This is a genomic window from Streptomyces sp. NPDC000134, from assembly GCF_042899225.1.
Taxonomy (GTDB): domain Bacteria; phylum Actinomycetota; class Actinomycetes; order Streptomycetales; family Streptomycetaceae; genus Streptomyces.
In genome coordinates this window covers 65,461-89,191 of the sequence record NZ_JBIAZN010000025.1, presented here as the reverse complement: position 1 = coordinate 89,191, position 23,731 = coordinate 65,461, and the positions used below count along the sequence as shown (strand labels likewise).

At 72.8% G+C, this 23,731-nt stretch carries 16 protein-coding genes and 2 pseudogenes; 7 read left to right on the top strand and 11 right to left on the bottom strand.

Annotation, left to right across the window (positions count from 1 at the left end):
• Positions 1-9 precede the first annotated feature (9 nt).
• The 5 genes from ACFY32_RS29965 to larE form a co-directional block, all read right to left on the bottom strand.
• On the bottom strand, positions 10-2,043 hold the full coding sequence (locus tag ACFY32_RS29965) for a SpoIIE family protein phosphatase (protein WP_390675914.1): 2,034 nt from the start codon (positions 2,041-2,043) through the stop codon (positions 10-12).
• 1 nt (position 2,044) lies between these two features.
• Positions 2,045-3,205, bottom strand: coding sequence for an acyl-CoA dehydrogenase family protein (locus ACFY32_RS29960; protein WP_390675913.1), 1,161 nt, complete (start codon positions 3,203-3,205; stop codon positions 2,045-2,047).
• 243 nt (positions 3,206-3,448) lie between these two features.
• Positions 3,449-4,603: a nickel pincer cofactor biosynthesis protein LarC gene (gene larC, locus ACFY32_RS29955; RefSeq protein WP_390675912.1), complete on the bottom strand. Its 1,155-nt coding sequence runs from the start codon at positions 4,601-4,603 to the stop codon at positions 3,449-3,451.
• Positions 4,600-5,295, bottom strand: coding sequence for a nickel pincer cofactor biosynthesis protein LarB (gene larB / locus ACFY32_RS29950; RefSeq protein ID WP_390675911.1), 696 nt, complete (start codon positions 5,293-5,295; stop codon positions 4,600-4,602). The genes larC and larB overlap by 4 nt, the downstream gene beginning before the upstream one ends.
• The gene (gene larE / locus ACFY32_RS29945; RefSeq protein ID WP_390675910.1) at positions 5,292-6,140 is read right to left on the bottom strand and encodes an ATP-dependent sacrificial sulfur transferase LarE; all 849 of its coding nucleotides are present in this window, start codon (positions 6,138-6,140) and stop codon (positions 5,292-5,294) included. Before larE ends, larB begins: the two co-directional genes overlap by 4 nt.
• A 193-nt stretch (positions 6,141-6,333) precedes the next feature.
• Here larE and ACFY32_RS29940 point away from each other — a divergent pair, with 193 nt between their 5' ends.
• Entirely contained in the window at positions 6,334-7,173 is an 840-nt protein-coding gene (locus ACFY32_RS29940; protein ID WP_390675909.1) for a SigB/SigF/SigG family RNA polymerase sigma factor, read from the top strand.
• Positions 7,174-7,253: 80 nt separating this feature from the next.
• Here the strand turns inward: ACFY32_RS29940 and ACFY32_RS29935 are convergent, their stop codons facing one another.
• From ACFY32_RS29935 to ACFY32_RS29925, 3 genes are all read right to left on the bottom strand, one after another.
• Entirely contained in the window at positions 7,254-7,676 is a 423-nt protein-coding gene (locus tag ACFY32_RS29935; RefSeq protein ID WP_390675908.1) for an STAS domain-containing protein, read from the bottom strand.
• Between the two features lie 82 nt (positions 7,677-7,758).
• Positions 7,759-10,203, bottom strand: coding sequence for a SpoIIE family protein phosphatase (locus ACFY32_RS29930; RefSeq protein ID WP_390675907.1), 2,445 nt, complete (start codon positions 10,201-10,203; stop codon positions 7,759-7,761).
• Positions 10,204-10,400: 197 nt separating this feature from the next.
• Complete coding sequence (locus ACFY32_RS29925) at positions 10,401-11,153, bottom strand: alpha/beta fold hydrolase (RefSeq protein WP_390675906.1); 753 nt, start codon at positions 11,151-11,153, stop codon at positions 10,401-10,403.
• Between the two features lie 392 nt (positions 11,154-11,545).
• Between ACFY32_RS29925 and ACFY32_RS29920 the strand changes: the two genes are divergently transcribed.
• Entirely contained in the window at positions 11,546-12,085 is a 540-nt protein-coding gene (locus ACFY32_RS29920) for a DUF488 family protein (protein WP_390675905.1), read from the top strand.
• A 201-nt stretch (positions 12,086-12,286) separates the two neighbouring features.
• On the opposite strand, the gene ACFY32_RS29915 is transcribed toward ACFY32_RS29920, so the two are convergent.
• On the bottom strand, positions 12,287-12,514 hold the full coding sequence (locus tag ACFY32_RS29915; protein ID WP_390675904.1) for a DUF5133 domain-containing protein: 228 nt from the start codon (positions 12,512-12,514) through the stop codon (positions 12,287-12,289).
• A gap of 378 nt (positions 12,515-12,892) precedes the next feature.
• On the opposite strand from ACFY32_RS29915, the gene ACFY32_RS29910 reads away from it, so the two are divergent.
• Both ACFY32_RS29910 and ACFY32_RS29905 read left to right on the top strand, forming a co-directional pair.
• Entirely contained in the window at positions 12,893-13,459 is a 567-nt protein-coding gene (locus tag ACFY32_RS29910) for a DUF6817 domain-containing protein (RefSeq protein ID WP_390675903.1), read from the top strand.
• Between the two features lie 795 nt (positions 13,460-14,254).
• A complete protein-coding gene (locus ACFY32_RS29905) occupies positions 14,255-17,485 on the top strand; it encodes an ATP-binding protein (RefSeq protein ID WP_390675902.1) in 3,231 nt (1,076 codons plus the stop codon).
• A gap of 10 nt (positions 17,486-17,495) precedes the next feature.
• Here the strand turns inward: ACFY32_RS29905 and ACFY32_RS29900 are convergent, their stop codons facing one another.
• Positions 17,496-18,932: a hypothetical protein gene (locus ACFY32_RS29900; RefSeq protein WP_390675901.1), complete on the bottom strand. Its 1,437-nt coding sequence runs from the start codon at positions 18,930-18,932 to the stop codon at positions 17,496-17,498.
• 204 nt (positions 18,933-19,136) lie between these two features.
• On the opposite strand from ACFY32_RS29900, the gene ACFY32_RS29895 reads away from it, so the two are divergent.
• The 3 genes and pseudogenes from ACFY32_RS29895 to ACFY32_RS29885 all read left to right on the top strand — a co-directional run.
• Entirely contained in the window at positions 19,137-20,816 is a 1,680-nt protein-coding gene (locus ACFY32_RS29895; RefSeq protein ID WP_390675900.1) for a carboxylesterase/lipase family protein, read from the top strand.
• A 123-nt stretch (positions 20,817-20,939) separates the two neighbouring features.
• Complete coding sequence (locus tag ACFY32_RS29890) at positions 20,940-21,608, top strand: Type 1 glutamine amidotransferase-like domain-containing protein (RefSeq protein ID WP_390675899.1); 669 nt, start codon at positions 20,940-20,942, stop codon at positions 21,606-21,608.
• A gap of 555 nt (positions 21,609-22,163) precedes the next feature.
• Positions 22,164-22,361 (top strand): annotated as a pseudogene (locus tag ACFY32_RS29885) (alpha-amylase); the annotation flags it as partial.
• Positions 22,362-22,371: 10 nt separating this feature from the next.
• Here ACFY32_RS29885 and ACFY32_RS29880 read toward each other — a convergent pair.
• A pseudogene (locus ACFY32_RS29880) lies at positions 22,372-23,488 on the bottom strand (amidohydrolase family protein); the annotation flags it as partial.
• Positions 23,489-23,731: the final 243 nt, after the last annotated feature.

The following is a 23,731-nucleotide window of genomic DNA, read 5'->3' as shown; positions in this document are numbered from 1 at the left end:
GTCCGCGTCCTACGGCGATGCGGTGACCGCGAGGAGGGCGAGGTCGTCGCGGCGTTTGTCGCCCCACCTTTCGAGCGCCGAGGTGAACAGCGCTCCGGCGATCTCCTCGGCCGGGCTCTTCCCCGGGGTCAGGCGCAGTGCCTGGACCTCGTCGGCGAGGTCCTCCGGCTCGCGGGAGCGGTAGTTGCCCGCGCCTTCGGTGAAGCCGTCGGTGTAGAGCACCAGCGTGTCCCCCGGGCGCAGGTCGACAGAACGCACCGGATGGTGCAGATGGTCGAAGACACCCAGCATCGGCCCGTGTTCCTGGAGCAGGCTGGTGGCGCCGTCGGCGCGGCGCAGGATCGGGTACGGATGGCCGGCGGAGGTCACCTGCACGCGCAGGCCGGTGGCGGCACCCGGATCGATGAGGACGTAGACCAGTGTGCAGAAGGGGCTGTTGTCGCGGCGCAGTGCCCGGTGGACCAGGGGCAGGACGTAGCCGGGCGCGGGGTCCTGCTGGGTGGCGGTCCACAGGGTGTGGCGCACCAGTCCGGTGGCCGCGGCGGCGACGGGGCCCTTGCCGCAGATGTCGCCCAGGGCGAGGGCCCACCTGCCGTCCTCCAGAGGGAAGACGTCGTAGAAGTCGCCGCCGATCTGGAGACTGTCGCCCTGGGCGCGGTAGCGGGCGGCGATGTCCAGGCCGGGCATCGCCGGCAGGGCGGGGGGCAGCAGCGGCGCCTGCAGCGCCTCCGTGGTGGTGCGCAGCCGGTTCAGCAACTGGTCCTGGCGGATGCCGACCGCGATCCGGTCGGCGATCCCCGCCAGGGCGTCCAGGGCGGTCGAGGGGAGCGGCTCGCGCGAGAAGAGGGCCATCACCCCGATGAGTTCACCGTTGGTGATCAGCGGATATCCGGCGAAGGCGGTCATCGCCTCGCGCTGTGCCCACTCCTGGTCGTTGACGCGGGGGTCCCCGATGACGGAGTTGGTGAGGTGAGGGCGGCGTTCGGCGGCGATGAGCCCGATCTTGAGCTGGCCGACCTCGATGCGGGAATGCCCTCCGTCCAGATGGGTGTACAGGCCCGCGCTGGCCAGCAGATGGAGCACGTTCTCATCGGGCTTGAGCACCCAGACACGGGCGAAGGCGGCGCCCAGGCGATCGACGACGGCCTGCGCGCAGCTCTGCAGCCGCTCCGCGAGCGGGGCGTTGCTCGTCATGGCGTCCGCCACGTCACCGGCGAGCAGGGCGTGGCTGGTCCGCTCCGCCAGCTCCCGCCGCACGTCGGTGGCGGCGGTGATGTCTTCGAGGACGACGAGCGTGTACAGCGTGCCGTCGGCTGCCGTCGTCCGCTGGGTGCCGATCCGCAGGAGCTGCGGTCTGCCGTCGACGATCCGCGAGAACAGCGAGGCCCGGTGGGAGCTTTCGTCGGCCGCCACGAGGTGGTCGGTCAGTTGGGGGCGGACGTGTTCGGGGAAGAGGTCGGGCAGTGGACGGTTGAGGGAACCGCCGCTCAGGGAGAGCGTCTTCGCGGCTCGGCGGTTCCAGGCGGTGATGCGGCATTCGCCGTCCACCGCGAGTGCGCCGACGAGGCTCTGATGGAACAACGGGCCGAACAACTGTTCACCCGGCTGGCGGACGGGTGCGCTGGCCGCTTCCAGGGTGCGCTGGAGGGCGGCTTGTGTCGCGCGGTAGCTGTGGGCGCGGGTGAGCTGCTCCAGCGCCGCGCGGGCGGTGCCCGGCAGCAGGTGCAGGTCCTCGACGCCGACCCGGTGGTCCTCCGTGGTGAGCAGGGAGAGCATCTGGTTCTTCTGCCGGTCGCCATCGCCCACGAGCATGACGATGCCCAGTTGGGGGATGCGGGCCTTGAGCGTGGTGACGAGGCCGTTGGGCGCGGTGACGGCCGGGCCCACGACCAGCAGTGTCGGTCGTCCCTCGGCGTCGGGACCGGGGGCCTCCGGGTGATCCATGCGGACGATCTCGGCGTCCGCGGCCAGCTCCGTGCGCAGGGCGGCCTCCGCGGCGTCGTCCAGTCCCGCCAGCAGCACGCGGCAGCGCAAGGGGGCCACGTCAGTCCCCCAGCAGCGGGCGTCCCAGCAGGGCCCGGCCCGTCCATGTCCGCAGCGTGTCGGTGAGCGGGGCCATCACATGGGCGGCCCGCGCGTCGCGCAGGTACCGGTGCAGCGGACCGTCCTGGGCGTAACCGATACCGCCGGTCAGGGTGAGCGCGTCGTTGATGACGCTCTCGGCGGTCTCGGCGACCTCGGCCTTGGCCGAGCACACGCCCAGCAGCGCCTCGGGGCCTCCCGCCTCCGCTTCGAGGGCCGCCTGGTAGACGAGCCGGCGCGTGCGTTCCACCCGCGCCCACATGGTGCCCAGCCGGTGCTGGACGAGGGGGTTGGCCGCCAGCGTGCTGCCGCTGTGGGCGTACTCCCGTCCCAGCACGTGTCCGCGGGCCTCCTCCAGCGCGGCCTTGGCCACGCCGAGGTAGGTGCCGGCCATCGCGATCAGGAAGAACGGGGCGACCACATTGAAGACGTACCAGATCTCGTCGCCTTCCTCGCCCAGCAGCCGGCTGCGCGGTACGACGGCGGCGTCCAGGGTCAGGCCGCTGGAGGCGTTGCCGCGCATCCCCATGCCCCGCCACGGCGCGCCCCAGACCAGGCCGGGGGTGTCGCGGTCCACCACGACACACGAGAACTGGCCGGGCAGGGCCTCGGTGTCCGCGGCGACCGTGGACAGCACGTAGGAGTCGGCATGCCCGCCGTTGGTCACGAAGCTCTTCGCGCCCGTCAGCCGGAGGTTGTCGGCGTGTGTGGTCATCCGGGTCCGGGAGATCCAGAACTCTCCGCCCGTGCCGGGCTCCGACAGCGCCAAGGTGGTCAAGTGCTCACCCGCCGCTATCGACTTCAGGTAGCGGGAACGCTGATCATTGGTGGCCTTCGCGGCGATGACCGCGGAGGCGACCAGGTGCATGCCGAAGCAGATGGAGGTCGACGCGCACGCCTGTCCGGTGGCCTCCCCGACCTGGGCGACGGCCAGCAGCCCGTGGCCCATGCCGCCGCTGCTCTCCGGGACGACCAGGCCCCCGAGCTCAGCACGCAGCGCGGCCATCCCTTCGGCCGGCCAGCGGCGCTCCGCGTCCACGGCTGCCGCACGTGGGGCCAGAACGTCCTCGGCCAGTCGCCGGGCAGTCGCCACGGCCGCACCGAGCTCCTCCACCTTCGCCACTCATCCTTCCTTGCCTCGGGGTGCCGCGGTCCCGTAGGACGGCGGCACCCTCCGCGTGCGGCATCACACCGCACGCCACGGAAAAGCCAACGGCCCACCCTGCCACGTCCCGGTCACCTGGGCCCAATGAGGTCACCGCCGCTCCGGTGCGAGAATCCTGCCGTGCGGCCCGCCGTCGCCGCGTCGTGGGGCGCCATCGGGTGACTCGGCGGTTGTCGGCGCGCCGGCGGTTGTCGGCGCGCCTCACGCCCCGGGCCGGTCGTCCGGGCGCGCCGCCCGTGCCGCGACCTCGCGCAGCGGCAGGCCGAGCGCCTCCGCCGCCGCCTTCAGGTCCTCGTACTCGGCTTTGGCGCCGTGGGGTCCGCGCTTGACGCGCACCGGGTGACCGCCGACGTCGACCGTGGCCACCGTACGGGGCAGCGCGGTGCGGCGCACGCGCCTGTCCCTCACGCCCAGCGTGCCGGTCTCGGCGAAGAGGACCTCGCGCAGCCGGCCGGTGTCGCCGGGGCGGCACAGCACATGGGCGACGTGGGCGGGGCGGCCCTTCTTCATCACCGCGGGCACCACCCAGGCGTCCAGGGCGCCCTCGTCCAGCAGCCGGGCCACCAGGTGCCCGAGCAGCTCTCCGGTCACGTCGTCGAGGTTGGTCTCCAACTGCACCAGCTCTTCACCGGCCGGTGCGGCGGCGTCGGCCTCGCCGAGCACGGCCTGCAGTACGTTCGGACGGCCCGGGAACCGTTTCGTGCCCGCGCCGTAGCCGGTGCGCACCGGCCGCATCGCGGGCATCGGGCCGTAACCGGTGCCGGCGGCCTTCAGCAGCGCGGCGCCGGTCGGGGTCACCGTCTCACCGGTCACGTCGATGCCCCGCACCCGGGCGCCGGTCAGGAGTGCCATGGTGGCGGGCGCGGGCACCGGCAGGACGCCGTGGCGGGTACGCACCTCACCGCTTCCCACGCCGACCGGCGCGCTGCGCACCTCGGTGATCCTCAGCACATGCAGCGCCGCCGCCACGCCGACGGTGTCCACCACGGTGTCCAGGCCGCCCAGTTCGTGCAGGTGCACCTCGGCCGGATCGGCACCGTGCAGGGCGGCCTCCACCTCCGCCACGGCCGTGACGGCCCGCGCGGCCAGGGCGGCTACGGGGGGCGGCGAGGCCGTTCGGACCCGCTGGAGCAGTTCCGCCGCTCGCCGTTCGGTCGCCTCGTCGGCCACGTCCACTCGGGCCCGGGTGGCCCGGATTCCGTCGACGTCGACCCGCTGCGCGTCCAGCTTCCAGTCGGTCAGTCCCGTGGAGGACACCGCGGCGCGCACCTCGTCCAGCGGCGCCCCCAGGTCCAGCAGGGCGCCCAGCAGCATGTCACCGGAGAGGCCGGTGGCGGGGTTCAGCCACAGGATCACGCCGGCCGCCGGGTGGCGCGGGCGAGCCGGAAGGCCGCCATGGCGGCGGAGAACCCGGAGTCGATGTTGACCACCGTCAGCCCGGCCGCGCAGGAGGACAGCATGGCCAGCAGCGCGGTCACGCCCTCCAGGGAGGCCCCGTACCCGGTGGAGGTGGGGACCGCGACGACCGGGGCGGCGACCAGTCCGCCCACCGCGCTGGCCAGGGCGCCCTCCATGCCGGCCACGACGATCACCGTATCGGCCCGGCGCAGCTCGTCGGCGACGGCCAGCAGCCGGTGCAGCCCCGCGACACCCACATCGCGGATCACCTCGACCCGCAGGCCGACGGCCGAGGCCACCGCCGCCGCCTCGGCGGCCACCGGGCCGTCCGAGGTGCCGGCGCTGACCACGCAGAGACGGAAATCCCCGGCGGGCGCGGGCCGCCACACCAGCAGACGGGCAGCCTCGTCCCACCGTCCGCCGGGCACCTCGCCCAGCACCTCGGAGGCCGTACCGGTGTCGACGCGGGTGACCAGCACCGGCCCGGTGTTGGCCGTCAGCAGACGCCGGACGATCGCGACGACCTCGGCGGGCGTCTTGCCGGGCCCGTACACCACCTCGGGCAGCCCTTGCCGGGCCTCCCGCGCGGTGTCGACCCGCGCGAAGCCCAGATCCTCGAAACCCGGTCCAGCCTGCGGCTCCCCGCTCACGCCCCCGCCTCCCGCACCGACGGCATGCCGAGCAGCACGTTCATCCGGCCGCTGCTGAAGCCGGCCAGGTCCAGGGCGCAGAACACGAAACCCGCCCGCCGTACCGCCGCGTCCAGTTCATCGCGCACCGTCACCGCCCGGTCGATGTCCCGCGCGGGCAGCTCCAGCCGGGCAACGGTGCCCTCCGCGTGGGCCCGCACCCGGCAGTCGGCGAAACCGAGCGCCTTCACCGACGCCTCGGCCCGTTCGACGCGCGCCAGCACCTCGGTGGTGACCGGGTCCCCGTAGGCCACCCGGGAGGCCAGACAGGCGGCCGCCGGCTTGTCCGCGACACCGAGATCCAGTTCCAGCAGGCGTGCCACGGCGCGGATCGTCGCCTTGTCCAGGCCGGCGTCCACCAGCGGGGCGACCGAACCGCGCTCGGCGGCCGCCCGCAGACCGGGCCGGTGGTCCCCCAGATCGTCGAGGTTGGTGCCCAGCGCGACGGCGGCCCCGGACAGCTCCGCCAGCGGGGCCAGCGCGTCGAACAGCGCGCTCTTGCAGTGGTAGCAGCGGTCGCCGCCGTTGGCCCGGTACTCCGGGCGGTCCTGCTCGTCGGTGCACACCTCGATGTGCCGCAGACCACGAGTCCGGGCGAACGAGCGGGCGAACTCCCGCTCCGCCGCCGGCAGGCTCGGCGACACCGCCGTGACGGCCACCGCCCGTTCGCCGAGCACCTCCCCCGCCACGGCCGCCAGCAGGCAGGAGTCCACACCGCCGGACAGCCCGACGATCAGCCGGTCCTCGCGCGCCACACGCGCCCGGAGCCGCTCCAGCGCCTCACGTATCCGCAGTCCCTCGTCCATATCCCCGCAACTGTAGGTCAACGGCGAACGGCCCGGCGCGGCGGCATCATGGCACCGCGGCGTCCCGTCCGTCGCGGTCCGGCCTCCCGGAAAAAATAAAATTCCGCAGGAATGCATGCTCACCTCCGGGGTAGACGCAAGCTCGCCGGACGAGGAACCGGCAACGAGGACGATCTACTGGTAGGGGCGGAAAATGGCGACGACCATGCAGACTGCGAGGGAGACGGTGGGTGCTCCGGAGGTCGCGGACCCCTCCAAGGTCGCGCCGAGAGACGCGCGGGAGCTGTCGAAGCTGTTCTTCGACCGGCTGGCGACGCTGGAGGAGGGGACACCCGAGTACCAGTACACGCGCAACACGCTGATCGAGATGAACATGTCCCTGGTCCGCTTCGCGGCCGGCCGGTTCCGCAGCCGGGGTCCGGAGGAGATGGAGGACATCGTCCAGGTCGGCATGATCGGACTGATCAAGGCCATCGACCGGTTCGAGATCTCCCGCGAGGTGGAGTTCACCTCCTTCGCCGTGCCGTACATCGTCGGCGAGATCAAGCGGTTCTTCCGGGACACCTCCTGGGCCGTGCACGTGCCGCGCCGCCTCCAGGAGGCCCGCGTGCAGTTGGCCCGCGCCACCGAGGAGCTGCGCAGCCGGCTCGGCCGCAACCCCACGACCAAGGAACTGGCCGAGCTGATGAGCCTGCCGGAGAAGGAGGTCGCTGAGGCCCGGCTGGCGTCGAACGGCTACAACTCCGCCTCCCTGGACGCCGCCATCGGCGGCAGCGAGGACGGCGAGGCCGCGCTGGCGGACTTCATCGGCGCCGACGACGCCGCGCTCGAACTGGTCGAGGACTTCCACGCCCTCGCCCCGATGCTCAGCGAACTCGACGAGCGCGACCGGCAGATCATCCACTGGAGGTTCGTCGAGGAACTCACCCAGAAGGAGATCGGCGAGCGTCTCGGGGTCTCCCAGATGCACGTCTCCCGGCTGCTCTCGCGGCTGCTGGGCCGCCTGCGCGAGGGTCTGCTCAGCACCGTCTGAGGGCCGGCGCCCGGACTGGGACGCGGTGGTCGCGGTGTCCTCGCGTGAACAGGACGCCGTGTCCCGCTCCGGGCGAGGGTTCAGTGCGCGGCGAGCGCGTCCTCGACCGTCGCGTGCAGCGGCAGGACCGTCGTGAGACGGGTGAGTTCGAGTATCCGTCTGACCTCCGGCTGCACCCCGGTCAACGCGAACCGGTGGCCCGCGTCCGAACGGCGGCGCTGAACGTCGACGAAGGCTCCCAGCGCGCTGGAGTCGCAGAAGTCCACGCGGGCCAGGTCCAGGATCAGCAGCGGAACGTCGCGCATCTCCGGGGTGGACACGTGTCCCAGCAACTGGGGCGCCGTGTGGTAGTCGATGGCGCCGTCCACGGTGACGACCGCGTGGCGTGGGCCGCGGTGCGAGGCGAGGGAGAGCGTGGGCCCGGCGGGGAGCAGACCGCCGGGCTCGGCCAGAGGTGTGCCGGCGACGGGACCGTGCGCGTCGGGAGCGGGTGAGGTAGTCATCGGGGGCAGCTCTCCTGGAAGCGGGGCAGAGGGGTCGGCCGGGCGCCGTGGAGCCGGTCGGGGAAGCGGCCGGGGTGCGTGATCACGAGGCCTTGACCTCCGCCCACACCACTTTCCCTCCGTCGATCCGGCGGGTGCCCCATCGTGTCGCGATGGCGTCGACCAGGAATATGCCCCGGTGGCCGAACTCCCCGGGCTGGGACACGATCAGACGGGGTTCCTCGGGGTTGCTGTCGGTGACTTCCAGTACCACCCGCTCACCCGACCGCCTCAGCTCCACCCGCAGCGGTGTCCTGGCGTGCCGGACGGCGTTGGCGACCATCTCGTCCGCGATCAGCATCATGTCGTTCATCAGGTGCCGCAGTCCCCACTCCCGCATGGTCCTGGAGACCAGGTCGCGGGCGTCGGGGACGGCGCTGGAGACGGGGGCGTACTCACGCGCGACCGTCGCCTGCTGAGACGCTTCCTCGGGCCGGTGCAAGTACAGCATGGCGATGTCGTCCTCGTGTTCGCCGTCGGTCAGAGCGTTCAGCCAGGAGTCGCAGTCCGCCTCGATCTCGCCCACCGGCCCGGCCAGCAGCTCCCCCAGCAGCCGCAGTCCCTCGTCGATGGGGCGTCCACGGCGTTCGACCAGCCCGTCGGTGTACAGCAGCAGCCGCGACCCCGGCGGCAGGGGAACGTCCTGCTCCTGGTAATGGCGCCTGCCCACGCCCAACGGCGGCCCGACCTCCTCGTCCAGGAACCTCACGCTGCCTTCCGGGTCGCGGCGGGCCGGCGGCAGGTGCCCGGCGACGGCCAGACGCAGCCGGTCCCGGCGCGGGTCGAGCACCGCGTAGACGCAGGTGGCGATGGAGCCGGGAGCGATGTCGTCGAGCAGCGCGCTCAGTTGCTCCAGCACGTCGGCGGGGCCGAGGCCGAGCTGTGCGTAGGCGCGGCAGGCCGTGCGGATCTGGCCCATGACCGCCGCCGCCTTGACGCCCTTGCCCATCGAGTCGCCGACGACCAGCGCCAACGCGCCGTCGGTCAGGGGTATCAGGTCCACCCAGTCACCGCCTGCGCCGCGATCGCGTGCGGCGGGCAGGTACCGTGACGTACTGGTGATGCCGTCGACATGGGGAAGCTTCGGCAGCAGGTGGCGTTGCAGTTCCATGGCCGCCTCCCGCTCCTGGCGGTACGTCTGCGCGTTCTGCAGCGCTACGGCTGTCTGGGCGGCGACACCGGTGATCAGGCGCTCGTGCCGCTCGGTGAAGACCCCTCGTTCCGGATGGCCGAAGAAGAACCCGCCGAGCACCGTCCCCCGGGACATCACCGGTACGGCCAGGTAGCTGCGCACCGGCAGGTGCCCCTCCGGCATCCCGTGGTGCGGCGCGTTGTGGCCGTAGCGCGGGTCCGTGGTGATGTCGTCGGACCTCATCACGCCGAGGCCCCGGAAGGTGGGCTCGAACACCTGGGTGTTGCGCGGCATGGGGAACTTGTCGAAGGCGGACCGGTCCACGCCGGAGATCACATAGAGCAGATACGACTCCCCCGTCTCACCGAGCACGTTGTAGAAGAAGGCGCCGAACGCCGCCCCGGCCAGGCGGGTGGCGGCGTCGACCGCGTGCTGGACCAGCGCGTCGAGGTCCAGTTCCGCGGCCAGGACGCCGCCGACCTCCTGCAGCAGTTCGACGATCGCGGCCTCCTCGCGCAGTTCCCGCTCACGCTGCTCCAGCTCCCACTGGGACCGGCGCAGCTCCGCCGCGGCGGAGCGCAGCTCGGTGACGACCGTCTGCAGCTCCGCGGCCCGCTGTCCCGTCAGGCTCTCCAGGTCCTCCAGAAGGGCACGGACCGCGTCCGTCCGCACGGCCGGAGACGCCGGGTGGCCGGAGAGCAGCGCCAGGCGCGTGCTGCCGCCGAGGGTGCGGAAGAGCGCCGCGGTCCCGGCGGGCAGCGCAATACGGGAAAGCAGCACCACGGCGTAACGCCGACCGGGCGACAGGGTCCCGCCGAAGGCCAGTGCGGAACGGACGTCCCGCTCGGGGTGGAACTCCCCCAGTTCCTCCGGCCGGACGTCGGTCACGTGCACCGCCGGACCGTCGGCGTCGCCGTCAGGCGGCGCGCTGCCGTCCGCGTCCTGGGCCGTTCCGCCGAGGCGTTCGAGCAGCCGGTGCATCAGGGGTGCCTCGCGGGCGGTGCCGGACGACGGTACGGGCCTGCCCGGCGCGTCGGATTCCGCCGTACCGCCGGGCCGGCGGGTGTGCGGCCCGCGGTATCCCGCCAGGGCGTACCGCCTCGGGTCTCCCTCGGTCACCGGCGTCCTGTTGGCGGGGGCGGCGTCGGCGTCGCACGGGTCGCTGACGAAGACGCCCACCGCGCGGCAGGCGGGCTCGTCACGTCCGTCGACCAGGCTGTCGTGGAGAAAGTCGGCGACCCGTTGCGCCGCGGTGCCCGGTGAGTCGGCGCCGCTGACGGCTTCCCGCAGGCGGGCCCCACACCGGGCGGTCTCACTGAGACCGAAGGCCGAGAGGTCGAATCGGACATCCTGCACTCTGCGTCGCACCTCGATGACGAAAGCGGAAATCCACGGACGAGCAGCAGCACCGTGGCCCTCACAGGGTAAACCCCAGGCTCCTCCCGTTGCTCCCCGATTGACGCCTTGCTCCTGCGTGCTGTTCGCGACGGTGCTCGGCGGCTGTGCCACGGGCGACGAGGACGCTCCGCAGCTCCGGGGTCAGGAACCGGGTGTCACGCGTCAGCCCCGGTCGTGGACTTCTCGATCAGCTCGGCCACGGCATCCGGAGTGCTGTAGTGCGCCGCGTGCGCGGCGTCCGTCATCTCGACCGCGCGCCCGTCGGGGAGCAACCGTGTCGCGCGCCGGGCCCAGGCCGCGGAGACCACGGTGTCACCGGCCCCGCGTACCACGAGCGTCGGTACGTCGACCCGGGCCAGGTGGCTTTCGAACGCCATGGCGGCGTCCCTCAGCGCGTGGCGCAGGGACACGGCGAATCGCACGGGCCCGGTGAGCAGGTAATCCGCCGCGGCCAGACCGATCAGGGCCGGCGGTTCCCGCCACGCGTCCGCGAGCAGCCGGACTCCGTGGCGCCAGGCGGACACCCCCGGTGTGAGCGCCGGGCCGAGCAGTACGAGCCGGTGGGCCAGACCCGGGTGGCGGGCGGCGAGGGCAGCGGCGACCTGGCAGCCGACCGAGTTGGCCACCACCAGGCTCGGTCCCCGTACGAGCTGGCCATGCCAGCGGGCCAGGGCTTCGGCGGTCCGCACCACGTCGGGCATCCGGCGCACGCAGACGCGGGACCGAGCGCTGCCGGGCAGGTCCGGCACGAGCACGGTGACCCCGTTCGCGGCCAGTCGTCGCGCCAGCGGTGCGAAGTAGCGTCCCGACAGTCCCAGCCCGTGCACCAGCACCACTGACGGGGCACCCGCGTGCGGCGGGGGGCCGAAGACACGGGTGAAGAGACCGGCGACGGTGCGCTGTTCCATCCGTCCCCTATTACCCCGTCGCGGCCTCCTACACGGCCGCGACGCCCCGTGCGTCCGGCGACCGGGGCACGGACCGTCGAGCGCGCTGTCGCGACCGGGCCGGGCTTCGGGCACGTATCTCCTCACATCGTCGGCCCGGAACGTCCGTCCGCGAGGCCGAAGGACGGGTGACACGGCGCCGCGCGGTGTTGTCGGACGGCGGGTGAGGGGCAGAGGCAACAGGAAGGGCGTGATCGGGCGAGTACCTGGGACGGAGCCGACGTGGTGGACCGGATCGCCGATGTGTGGGAGCCGCGGACACCCCGTGGCCGGGGCCCGGTGCGGCCGGCGGTGGTGGACCGGCGTCTGCGGGAGGACGCGTACGGGGCCGACGTACGTACGCGGTGCCCGCGGTGACCGGCCGCCCCCTGCTCACCTTCGGCCACGGCACCGCCGGGCGTGCGAAGCTGACCGGGTTGCTGCACGGGGCCGACGTGGCCGCGGTCGTGGACGTGCGTATCGGGCCCGGAAGTCGGCGCGACCCCGACCTCGGCCGTGACCGGCTGGCTCGATGGCTGCCGGAGGCCGGCCTCGCCTACCGCTGGGAGCAGGCCCTGGGCGGCTTCCGCAAAGCCCCGCCGGACTCCCCCGACGTCATCTGGCGCAACGCCTCCTTCAGGGGGTACGCCGCCTACACGCGCGAGCCCGATTTCGTGGCGGCCATGGACCGGCTGCTCGGGGAAGCCTCCTCGACGCGCACCGCGGTGATGTGCAGCGAGGCGGTCTGGTGGCGCTGCCACCGGCGCCTGATCGCCGACTTCGCCTCCGTCGCGAGGAGCACCCCGGTACTGCACCTGATGCATGCCGGCCGACTGGTACCGCACCCGCCGACGCCGGGGCTGCGCCTTCGTCCCGACGGCCTGCTCGTCTACGACGACACCGCAGCCTCGTAGGGCGAGTACCGAACCCGTTCGCGGGCCGGGGTCCGGGACGGCAGGCGGACGGCGGCCGCCCGGATCGGGCGACCGCCGTGGTTCGTGTCCACAAGCGAGAAGCGTGAGGGGCGCACGTCGAACCGTGCGGTCGGTCCTCCGGGTCCGAGCCCCTGGGCTCGGCCGTCACCGTGCTTCGCCGGCGGAGCGGACGTGACGCGGTCAGGCGGTGAGGAGAGCGTCGTCCTCGGCGCGGGCACCGGGCAGACGGCGACGGGCCGCGGCGAGGGCGGCATCGATGTCCCGCGTGCCGGTCGACACGCACAGCGTGTACGTGACGTCGTCCAGGCGCCGGCGCACCTCCTCGCTGCCGTCCTCGGCGTGCAGGACGCGCAGCGCCTCGTACTGGTCGATGAGGTTCCGCAGTACTGCGGGGTGTGCCATGAGCATCGGAACTCTCCTGTTGCCGGCATTCGCGTGGGCGGTACAAGCAGTCTTGTGCCCCGAGTCCGCGTTCCCACTCCGACGTGTTGCCGGCACGGCCGGGACCGGCGTGCCGGCGAGGCTTCCCGGTAGCGGGGTCTCGGCGTCCCGCCGGCGCGTCGGACGAGGCCGACTCGGGGTGCTGTGCCGGTGCCGCACGCGGGGAAGCACCCAAGCCATATCTGGGGTGAGTGGAGGAAATCCCAGGATTGACTTGGAGAGCCAGCCGCCGGACGATCGTCGCAGGCCCCGGCGGCAACCCGCCCGGCGTCTTCGTACGGCTCCGGACCGGCGAAGGCGCCGGGCGGGTGCCGACCGACCTGTCGCCGAAGGGAGCCGGAGACCGTGCCCGCTCTTGCTGCCACGACCGACCGCGTTGTCACGCTGCTGCGTGAGTGCGGTGCCGAAAGCATCGTCCACCCCGGCGGCACGCTCCTGGCCCACCTCCAGCGCGTACAGGCGCGGCTGGCGGCGTGGAAGGCCCGTCCGGCCCTCCAACTGGCCGGCCTGTGTCACGCGTTCTACGGCACGGACGGCTTTCCGACAGCGCTGCTGCCGCTTGACCGCCGCCATGACCTCGCCGCGGTGATCGGCACCGAGGCCGAGTCACTCGTGTACCTGTACGCCGCATGCGACCGGAAGGCCACGTACCCGGCTCTCCACCGGGCCGACGCCGCCTTCCACGACCGGTTCACCGGCCGCTCCCACGTACCGGGGCCACAGTCGCGCCGGGACTTCACCGAACTGTCGGCGGCCAACGAACTCGACCTCGCCGTCATCGACTCCGTCTTCCGTGACACGTGGGGCCCTCGGTTGCTCGCCCTGTTCACCCGACTCCGGCATCTGCTGAGCACGGACGCCTGGCTCGACTGCCGTACCGTCCTCCAGGCCGGTCCGTGCTCGTCGGCGTGAAGGCCGGCCCGCGCTGGGACGGTGGACATCCGGCCACTGCCGACCGCCGGCGTCCCCCGCGGGGCCGGGCGTGCGCAGGTCGAGCAGAACGGCGACGCGGCCCCGGCCGCCCGGACCGAGCGCGTCGTGGCCGTTCTGGATCAGCTCCACCAGGGCACGACCCGCGTACTCCTGGGCCATCTCCTCGCTCAGTTCCTTGAGGCTCTCGGAGAACCGCCAGTCGCTGCCCGCCTGCCGGGCCAGCTCGATGCGGCGCCGGGACAGCGCGGTGATGGTGTCGTCGTCGATGGGCAAGGTTTCCCCCTCGCGGCCGCGGCCGGCACGGATGACCAGCGCCTGTCGCCGGCCGGCCGGTCCCCGGAGCATCGGACGGACGGGGCGGCCCGGCGGCGGGATTCGGCCAAGCCGGTTACGGCGCAATCGCGCAGGTCGACGGGGTTCGCGGGCGTCCTCGCGCTCGCTGCTCCGGGGAGGCGGCACGTGCGCGCCGGACCGCGCCGACCGAAAGACGCCGACGCCCGCCGGCTCTTGTCAGACCCGCGTGATAGCGGGGCCGGACCGGTGAACGGGGCTGCCGAAGGGGCGGTGTCAGCAGAGGGCCGACTGAAAGGATCGGTACCCGCCCGCCGGTGAACTCGTGCGCCGCGTCGGGGCGTTGCACGCAGTTGATCCGCTTTTCGAACAACCACTACGCTCCGGACCAGGGACGACGGCTGCGGCCGACGGGACCCCGGAACGCCGCGGGGGTGGTGGCATGGGTTGCTCGGGGAGCGGATGTGGTGGCCGGTGCCGGACATGAGCACACGGGCGCCCGGCGGGCTGCTCCTGGGGCGCGAGGACTTCCTGCGCGCGGTGCGGGCGGGTGTCGAGCGCGCGGTCGCCGGGCACGGTGGCGTGCTGCTGGTCACCGGTGAGGCGGGGATCGGCAAGACGTCCCTCGCCGGGCGGGCGGTCCAGGAGGCGCGGAGCGAGGGTCTGGCCGTGCTGCGCGGGGCGTGCTGGGACGCCGACGGCACTCCCGGGTACTGGCCCTGGACGCAGGTCGTGCGGAACCTGCGCAGGTCCGCGCGGACGGAGACGTGGCAGGTCGCCTCGGAAGCGGCCGGGGTGGCCTTGGAGGTCCTGCTCGAAGGGAGTGGGGCCGAGGCCGGGGACGTGGCTCGGTTCCAGTTGTTCGACGCGGTCACCACCTTGCTGGTCACCGCCGCACAGCAGCAGCCCTTGCTGGTCGTGCTGGAGGACGTGCACTGGGCCGACTCGGCCTCGGTGGCGTTGCTGGAGTTCGCCGCCCAGCACCTGTCGCTGGAGCGGGTGCTGATCCTGGCCACGTGCCGGGACGTGGAGATCGAGCGGCCCGACCATCCGTCGCGCGACCGGCTGCGCTCGCTCATGACCCGGGCCACGACGCTCTCGCTCCCGGGCCTGGGAGCGGCGGACGTCGCCGAACTGATGCACCGCACGGCCGGTCGGGCACCGGACGACACCCTGGTCACCGAGGTCCTGCGCCGCACCGGGGGGAACCCCTTCTTCGTCCAGGAGACCGCTCGGCTGTGGGCCGGCGGTCATGAGGTGACGGCGGTGTCGCCGGGTCTGCACGCCGCGCTCCAGCAGCGGCTACGGCTGCTGGACGACCCGGTGGCGGCCTGCCTCGGTGCCGCGTCGGTGCTGGGGCGGCGGTTCCGCACCGACATCCTGGCCCGCCTCCTGGACAGCCCGCCGACGCAGGTACGCCGCTGGCTGGCCCAGGCGGCCGACGCCCATCTGGTCGACCGGGAGTGCTCGGGAGTGGTCGTCTTCAAGCACGACCTGGTGCGCGAGACGCTGTACGGCTGCCTGGACGCGCGACGGGCCCGCAGGCTCCACGCCGCGGCCGTACCCGCGCTGCGCGACACGGCGGCGGCTTCGGTGGACGTGATACTCCCCGTGGAACTGGCCCGTCACGCCACCCTCGCGTTCGAGGAACTGGACCGGGACGAGGCCGTGGATCTGATGCTGTCCGCGGCGCGGCACGCGGAGCACCGTATGGCGCACGAGGAGGCGGTGGGCCACTACGAGCGCGCCCTGGACCGCCTCGCCGGCACAGACCCGGCCCGGCGCGCGCTGATCGGCCTCGACCTCGGGCTGGCGCTCCAGTCGGCCGGCGAACAGGCGCGCTCATGGCGGGTGTTCGCGGACGCCGCCGCGCTCGTGCGGGACCTGGGCCGACCGCTGCTGCTGGGCCGCGCCGCGCTCACGCTCTACGGCGCCGACGGACGCGGCGACACGACCCTGCTGAGGCCGCGCGCCCTTCACTGGGCGCACGCGCAGCTTCGCGCTCGCGGCAGGACGACGCCCGAAGGACGCCACGGCCCCGCGGGCCACGAGGCCGTACCGGCGGCCCCGGACGACACCGGACTCCAGCTCTCGGAGTCCCGGTTGGCCCGGCGCGTCGCGGCGGCGGTGATCGCCGAGGCCCGTGCGGCGGGCGACGACGACGCCCTGCACATCGGTCTGTGGGCGCGTATGCAGGCGGAGTGGGGGCCGCAGGGCGCGGGCGGCCGACGCGAGCTGGCCGCCGAGCTCGTCGCGGTGTCCCGGCGCCGCGGCGACCGCTGGACCGAGCATGTGGCGATGTCCATGCGGTGGGTCGCGGCGCTCGAGGCGGACGACCCGCGGTTCCTCGAGGACTTCCACACCATGGTGGCCGTGGCCGCCGCCGACGGCTCCCCGCGCCTGCGGCTGACCTCCCTCATCGACCGCAGTGTCGTCCACGCCATGGCGGGCGAGTTCGCCGAGGCGGCGCGCCTGCTCGACGAGTCGGAGTCCCTGAGCGTCACCGGCCCCACCTACCACCGGCACTTCCTCTCCCACCACCGGTGGGCCCTGCTCGTCCTGCGGGGCGAGTTCACCGAGGCCAGGCGGTCACTGGACGCCCTGCGGAGCCGTCAGCACCCGTACGTCCTCCTGCTGGAGGCCCTCACCGAGCTGGAGGCCGGGGAGCGGCCGCGCGTGCCCGTTCCCCGGCCGGGCGCGGGAGTCGACGGAGACACGGCGCTGTACCGCGGCCTCGCCCCGCTCTGGCTGCGCTACCAGGCACAGGCGGCCGCCGCCTCGGGCGACCCGGCGTGGTGCGAGGACGCCCGCGCCGCGCTGGCCCCGTACGAGGGCCAGTGGCTGGTCTCCCTGCTGGGCTGGGACATCGGCGGCCCGGCGGCGCTGTGGCTGGGCGTCCTCGACGCCGCCCGCCGGCAGTGGGACTGCGCGATCCGCCGGCTCACCGCGGCTCTCCGGTCTGCCGAGCGGCTGCACGCACCGCCCTGGTCGCTGCGGGCCCGGATCGAACTGGCCCGCGCGCTCGCGGAGCGGGACACCGACGGCGGCCCCGACCTCGCCGCCCTGCTCGACGAGGCGACGTCGCAGGCTCAGCATCTGGGCATGCCCCATCTGCTCACCCGCGTCGGGCACCTCACCGCCCGCCCGCCGCAGGGCCGGCCGGCCGCCTCGGTGTGCGAGTTCCGGCGCACCGGCGAGGTGTGGCGCCTGACGTACGAGGGCCGCACCGTGCACCTGCCGGACGCGAAGGGCCTGCGGGACCTGCACGTCCTGCTGAGCCTCCCCGGCCAGGACATCGCCGCGGTCCGACTGCTGAACCCGGGCGACGACTCCGTGGCCACGGCGCACGGCCTGGGCGCCGACGAGGTCCTGGACGAAGAGGCCCGTCGGCGCTACCGCTGTCACCTGGAGCGACTGGAGACGGAGATCGACCGCGCGGTGGCGCGGGGCGACGACGCCCGCGCGGTGGCCTACGACCGGGAGCGCGCCGCCTTGCTGGGCGAACTGCGGCGTCACACGGGTCTCGCGGGCCGCCCACGCCGTCTGGACGACCCGCGCGAACGCGCCCGCAAGAATGTCACCGCCCGTATCCGCGACACCCTGCGCAGGCTGGACGAACAGCACCCGGCCCTCGCCGCGCATCTGCGCCGCGCCGTCTCCACCGGGACGATGTGCCGCTACGCCCCGGGCCAGGACATCCACTGGCATCTGTGAGCCGGTGGTGTCAGAGGGGTTGCCAGTCGTGCCAGGTGCTGCCGGGCTGGTGCTGCCAGCGGTGGTGGACGCCGCCGGGGTTGTTGGCGACGATCTCCAGACGGCCGTCGCGGTTGCGCAGGGCCCGGATGAAGTAACCGCCGCCGCCGAAGTCCTGCCAGGTGCGCCAGGCCCCGGCCCGGTCCACCTGATAGTTGTGCTGCAGGAGATCATCGTTCATGGCGAACACCTCCAGCCGCCCGTCGTGCGACTCCACCACGGCAAGCCGCGCCCCGGACGGACCGCCCAGCGGCTGCCACTCGTACCAGTCACCACCCGGCGTGTTCTGCCAACGGTGATGCACCCCCGACACGTTCGACGCGAACACCTCCAGCCGCCCGTCATGATTGCCACCCACCACCACATGCTCACCACCCAGCCCGAAATCGACCCACTGCCGCCACGTCCCCGACAGATCCGTCTGACACGTATGCCGGAAGACGTCATCGGTGAGCGCGAACACCTCCAGCCGCCCGTCCGAAGCCGACGCCACCGCCAACCGCGCACCCGCCGGACCACCCAACGGACGCCAGTCGTGCCACGTACCACCAGGCGCCTCATGCCAACGATGATGAACACCCGAGGAATTGGACGCGAACACCTCCAACCGGCCGTCATGATTCCTGCCCACCGCCAGATGCTCACCCCCACCCCCGAACGTGTACCAGTCGGCCCACTCCCCCGACCCCTTCACCTGATACCGATGCACGAACGTCCCACCACTCATCGCGAACAACTCCAACCGCCCGTCCGGCGCCGCCGACAACGCGACCGTCGCCGACCCCGGCCCCCCGAACGCCCGCCACCCCGACCAGGCACCACCCACCGCCACCTGATACGTGTGATAAATCTGATCGACCGCCGCATGAAACACCTCCACCCGACCATCCACCGACAACCCCACCGCCAACCGCTGCCGCCGATCCGGCACCACCGGAGCGTTCCACCAACTGGTCTCCTTGCGGGCGCCGGCCCAGGAGAAGCTGAAGTGGATGTGGTCGGTGTGGGGGTTGGCGCCACGGTAGGGCTGCCAGCCGGCGTCGGGGCGGTTGGCCATCCAGATGCGCCGGTTCCAGATCATGTACATGATGCCGAAGCGGCGGGCGAGGGCGTGCGGGTTGCCGTGCCGGTCGGTGGCGTGCAGCCAGTCGATCAGGTCGTCGGCCAGGTGGCCCTGGCTGTGGACTTTCACGCCCCAGTCCCAGGCGCGGCCCTCCTTGTGTTCGCTCTGGCCTCCGCTGCCGCAGGCTCTGCTGATCCCCAGGTCGGTCGTGCCGGGGTAGGCGGCGAGCACCAGGTCGCGGAAGTCGAGCAGACCGGGTTTGGCACCGGGGTCGCAGTCGCGTTGCGGGTCGTAGGACGCGTAGTTGTCGATGCCGGGGCCGAAATCGGGCGTCGTCGGCGCCATGGCGGGCTCCCTCGGGATGCGGCCCTCGCCGGGTGCGAGGGGCCGTACCCCTGAAGCGCGTGATCGCAACGCGCGGGCCGCCGGACGCGATCACGCGCCTCCTCCACGACCGGACCCCCCAACTGGGGCGCGCACCCCGGCCGATCAGGTCACCGGCGGCGCGTCCGCGCGTCGGGGGCCATAGCCACGAGGAAGGCTTTCGCCGTGACGAATCGCCCCACGCCCCGTCGGTCGTACGTCGTGATGACGGTCGGCGCCCTGACGCTCTCCACGCTGATGTCCGCCCTCCCGGCCTCCGCCGCGCGCCCCGCCCACGGGGCCGCCGACGCCCAGCCCTCCGCTCCGGCCGGCACCGCCGTCGGAGAGACGGTGCGCACGGAGGCGGGGCTGGTGGCCGGGGCCCGGTCGGGCGCGTACCGCGTCTTCCGGGGCGTCCCGTACGCGGGCGCTCCCGAGGGACCTCACCGGTGGGCCCCGCCCCGGCCGGTACGGCCGTGGAAGGGCGTCAGGGACGCGACGAAACCGGGGCCGTTGTGCCCGCAGGTGCCCTCCCAGTACGCGCAGACCGCCAGCACGGAGGAGGACTGCCTGGTCCTTGACGTCACCACACCGCCGGCGGCCGACCGGCGGCGGCCCGCGCCCGTGCTCGTGTGGGTCCACGGGGACGGTGCCGTGGGCGGCGGTTCCTTCTTCGACGGGCGCCGGCTGGCCGGGCGGGGACTGGTGGTCGTCAGCCTCAACTACCGTCTCGGCGTCTTCGGCGGCCTGGCCCTGCCCGGACTGGACGGCTCCGGCACCTTCGGACTCCAGGACCAGCAGGCGGCGCTGAGGTGGGTACGGGACAACGCACGCGCCTTCGGCGGGGACCCCGGCAATGTCACCGTGGCGGGGGTGTCCTTCGGCGCGTCCGCCATCGCCGGGCACCTGACGTCTCCCGCGTCCAAGGGCCTCTTCCACCGGGCGGTCATGGCGAGCGGTGAGGGCATGATGGACATGCCGGCCGGCGCGATGGGTCCGGACGTGCCGGGATACCCGTGGTACGTCTGGCGGAGCGGTCGGGAGATGGAGGACATCACGACCGAGATGATCTCGTCCCTCGGCTGCCCCGGCGACCGGCCCGCACAGACCCTCGCCTGTCTGCGCGCCCTGCCGGTGAAGACGATCCTGGAGGTGCCGTACATCATGAACGCCTTCCAGTCCTTCGGCTACGGGAACGCCACGCTGCCCCAGTTGCCGCCCACGGCCCTGCGCGCCGGGCGTCTGCACCGTGTGCCCGTCCTGTCGGGGGCCACCCTCGACGAGCACCGCCTCTTCGTCGGGATGACGTACGACGCGGTGGGCAGGCCGTTCACCGAGGCCGACTACGATCGCGCGCTGCGTACCGCCTTCGGTGCGCGGTCGGCCGGACGGGTGCGGGACGAGTACCCGACGACCGCCTTCTCCTCCCCGGCCCTGGCCTGGTCCGCCGTGATCACCGACCGCATGTGGGCGCGCGGCACCCAGGCCATGCACGACGCCTTGGGACGGCATGTGCCGCTGTACGCCTACGAGTTCGCCGACCGGAAGGCGCCGATGTTCCTGCCGCTGTCCGGTGACTTCGACTTCGGCGCCTACCACTCCGCGGACATCCCGTACCTGTTCGAGGACGAGGCGGCCGAGCCGCAGTTCACTGCGGAGCAGCACAGGCTGTCGGCGGCGATGACCGACTACTGGGCCGCGTTCGCCCGCACCGGCGCACCGCACGGCCCCGGGTCGCCCGCCTGGCCGGCCCACCGCCCGGGGGACGCCGGGCGGCCGTACACCCAGTCCCTCGCACCACGGCGTATCGGCCCCGTCGACTACCGCCGCACACACCGCCTCGACTTCTGGCACCGCATGCCCTGACATGGATCGGCGCCCGGTCCTCTCACCCGTTCGCCGACAGTCGGGCGTCGTCAGGGAGATCGACGCGGAACAAGGCACAAGGAGCTTTTGCGCGCGCCCGGTGAGCCGTGCTTGGCTCGCCGCATGAACTTCTTGTTGACGGCATCCGGTCTGCGTAACGCGACACTGCGGGATGCCCTGCGGGACATGCTGGGCAAGCCGTTCGGATCGGCGAACGTGGTGTACGTCCCCACGGCGTCACTCGCCGAGCCCGGGGACCACGGGTGGCTCGTGGCGGACATCAACCGGCTGCACGGCCTCGGCTGGCGGGAGTTCGACATCCTGGAGCTGAACGGCCTGCCCCGGCAGATGGTGCTCGACCGGCTGCTGCACGCCGACGTCATCTACGTCAGCGGCGGCAGCCACTACCACCTCGCGCGCAGCATCACCGGCACCGGCCTGGCCGACGGCTTCCTGCAGGCGCTGGAGAGCCGGGTCTACGTGGGGTTCAGCGCCGGATCGATGATCTTCAGCCGTCATCTCACCGCACACTCCGCCGACGTCATCGGCGACACCGCCGACCTGCACGCCCTCGGCACCACGACCGTGGAGCCGCCGTTCGGCCTCTTCGACTGGTATCTCAAGCCTCACCTGTACTCACCGGACTTCCCCGAACGGGACGACGCCTGGGCGGACCGCATCGCCGCGCGGGCGGACTTCCCGATCTACTTCATCGACGACGAGACGGCGATTCGCGTCAGGGACGGCAAGGCGGACGTCGTTTCCGAGGGCCGGTGGCGGTTCCACCCGTGACGCGAAGCACGTGTGGACGGCTCCTCGGCAGTCTCGCGACGGCTTTCCCTGGTCCCGTGAGGCACCCGCGCCACCCGGGACGTGGCGCGGAACCGGACCGATCGCCCACGGGCGTTCTTGCAGCGGCGAGCGACCCGATCACCACCCCGAGGGCTGTCACCTGCGCCTTACGGAACATGTCGTCCGGCGCACGTGAAACGGTTGAACCGTCACCTCCTCACCGCCCTCGTGCGCTTCGCGTTTTCGCAATTCAGCGGAGTGAGGACCGGAAAGGGATCACCTGACCGAATGTGCGATGGGCGGTTTGCGTCCGCCGCGCCCAGCGGCGAAAGCTTCGGTTGTTGAACATGAAGCGCCGCCAACTGCGACTTGAGTGTTCATGAAATGGACACCTGCTCGGGAGAGTGATCACATGGAGAATCGGCATCGAAGTCTTCGCCACCCGGTGCGCCGCGCGGCCACCGCAGTGGCTTCCCTGGCGGCACTCCTGGTGACCGGCGCGGTCACCGCCGCGCCCGCGAGCACGCCCCCTCGGCCCCTTCCGAACAAGCGCCTTCCTGTGTCGTCCTGTACGAAAGCTGGCGGTACACCCAGGCCGACAATCGATGCGCCGCGACGGTGACCGTGAAGGTGGTCTACCAGGACGGTGCCGAGGGGGCGTGCTACACGGTGCGGCCCGGTGAGGTCACCACCGTCGGCGCGGGCTATCTCGGTCCCAACGGACACACCCGATACGCCGCCCTGTGCCCCTGATCCGCGCCGGTCAGTTCGCGCAGCAGCTCTCGCGGCGGAGGACGCGGCCGACCTCGTGCCAGTGCTCGTCGTCGCCGGCCGTCCGCCCGGCGGCGAGCCGGTGGGGGCCGACCACGTCCTTCCGGCGGTGCACGATGCCGTCGCGCATCACCCAGGAGACGCGGGTCAGGTCGGTGAAGTCCTGGAAGGGATTGCCGTCGATCACCGTGAGATCGGCCAGCTTGCCGGGTTCCGCGGTGCCCAGGTCGTCCTCGACGCCGAACATCCCGGCGGGCACGACGGTGGCGGTCCGCAGGGTCCGGGCCCGTCAGATGTGTCGTCAGGTCCTGGCCGACCTGGATGCCTGGCGACAGCAGGTGGCTTCCGGCCGGAACGCCGAGCCCGTCGTGGGCGGTACGGGACGCCTCCGCCATGACCTGGGCGGAAGCACGGACGTAGGTCTTGACGAAGTCGTGGTCGAGGGCGACGGCCCGTAGGAGGGTGCGCCGCAGTCCGTCGGCGGTGGTGTGGGCACGGCCCATGCTGTACGCGACCCGGCTGCCGTCGATGAGTTCACCGGTGGTGAGCAGCCGGGGTCCGGCGATGGCGCCGCCGTCGATGCCCTCGCGCAGGCGTGCCTGTTCGTAGGCGAAGCCGCCCAGGGAGACGTTGGTGGTGATGCCGTAGGCGAGCATCAGGCTGTTCTGCCTGCCGCCGTAGATGTTCTGGTACGGGTGGGTGTGGGAGTCCCACAGGCCGGGGATCACGGTGCATCCGGAGGCGTCGATCCGTCGTTCTCCGGCTCGCCCGGCGCCGGTGCGGTGCCGTTCGACGGCGGTGATGCGGTTGCCGGTGACGACGATGTCGACGTCCTCGCGAACGGTGTCCCCCGTGCCGTTCCACAGCCGTCCGGCGTGCACCCGGGTCACGTCGGTGCGGGGCGGCAGGCTGCGGCCGGCCGCCAGCGGAACCCGGAGGGTGCGGCGCCTGGTGCCGTCCCGGTCGACCATGCGCAGGTGGCCGCCGGAGAGGTAGAGCAGGCGGCGGGAGTCACCGGACCACGACGGGTGGTCGGCCGGTTCGTCGGTGAGGCGCCGGGGCCCGCCGGCGGGTGTGCCGTCCGGGCCGACCGGCAGGGCCCACGGCGCCGGCCGGGCGTCGTAGGCGCCCGGACCCGGCCGTGGGCGGCCCGGCCGGCTCTTCGCCGGGGAATCCCCGCGTCGGTGTGGTCATGAGGAGGGCGGCCGTGGTGGGGGGGGAATTGACGGGGTCTCACTTCCGCGAACGTCAGGGCCGCCGGGTCCTACAAGCAGCCCTCACTATGGCATCGCTCCCGCTGCGGGCGTGAGATGTCGACGAGGTTGGGCTCGCCCCCGAGGGAGGTATCGCGA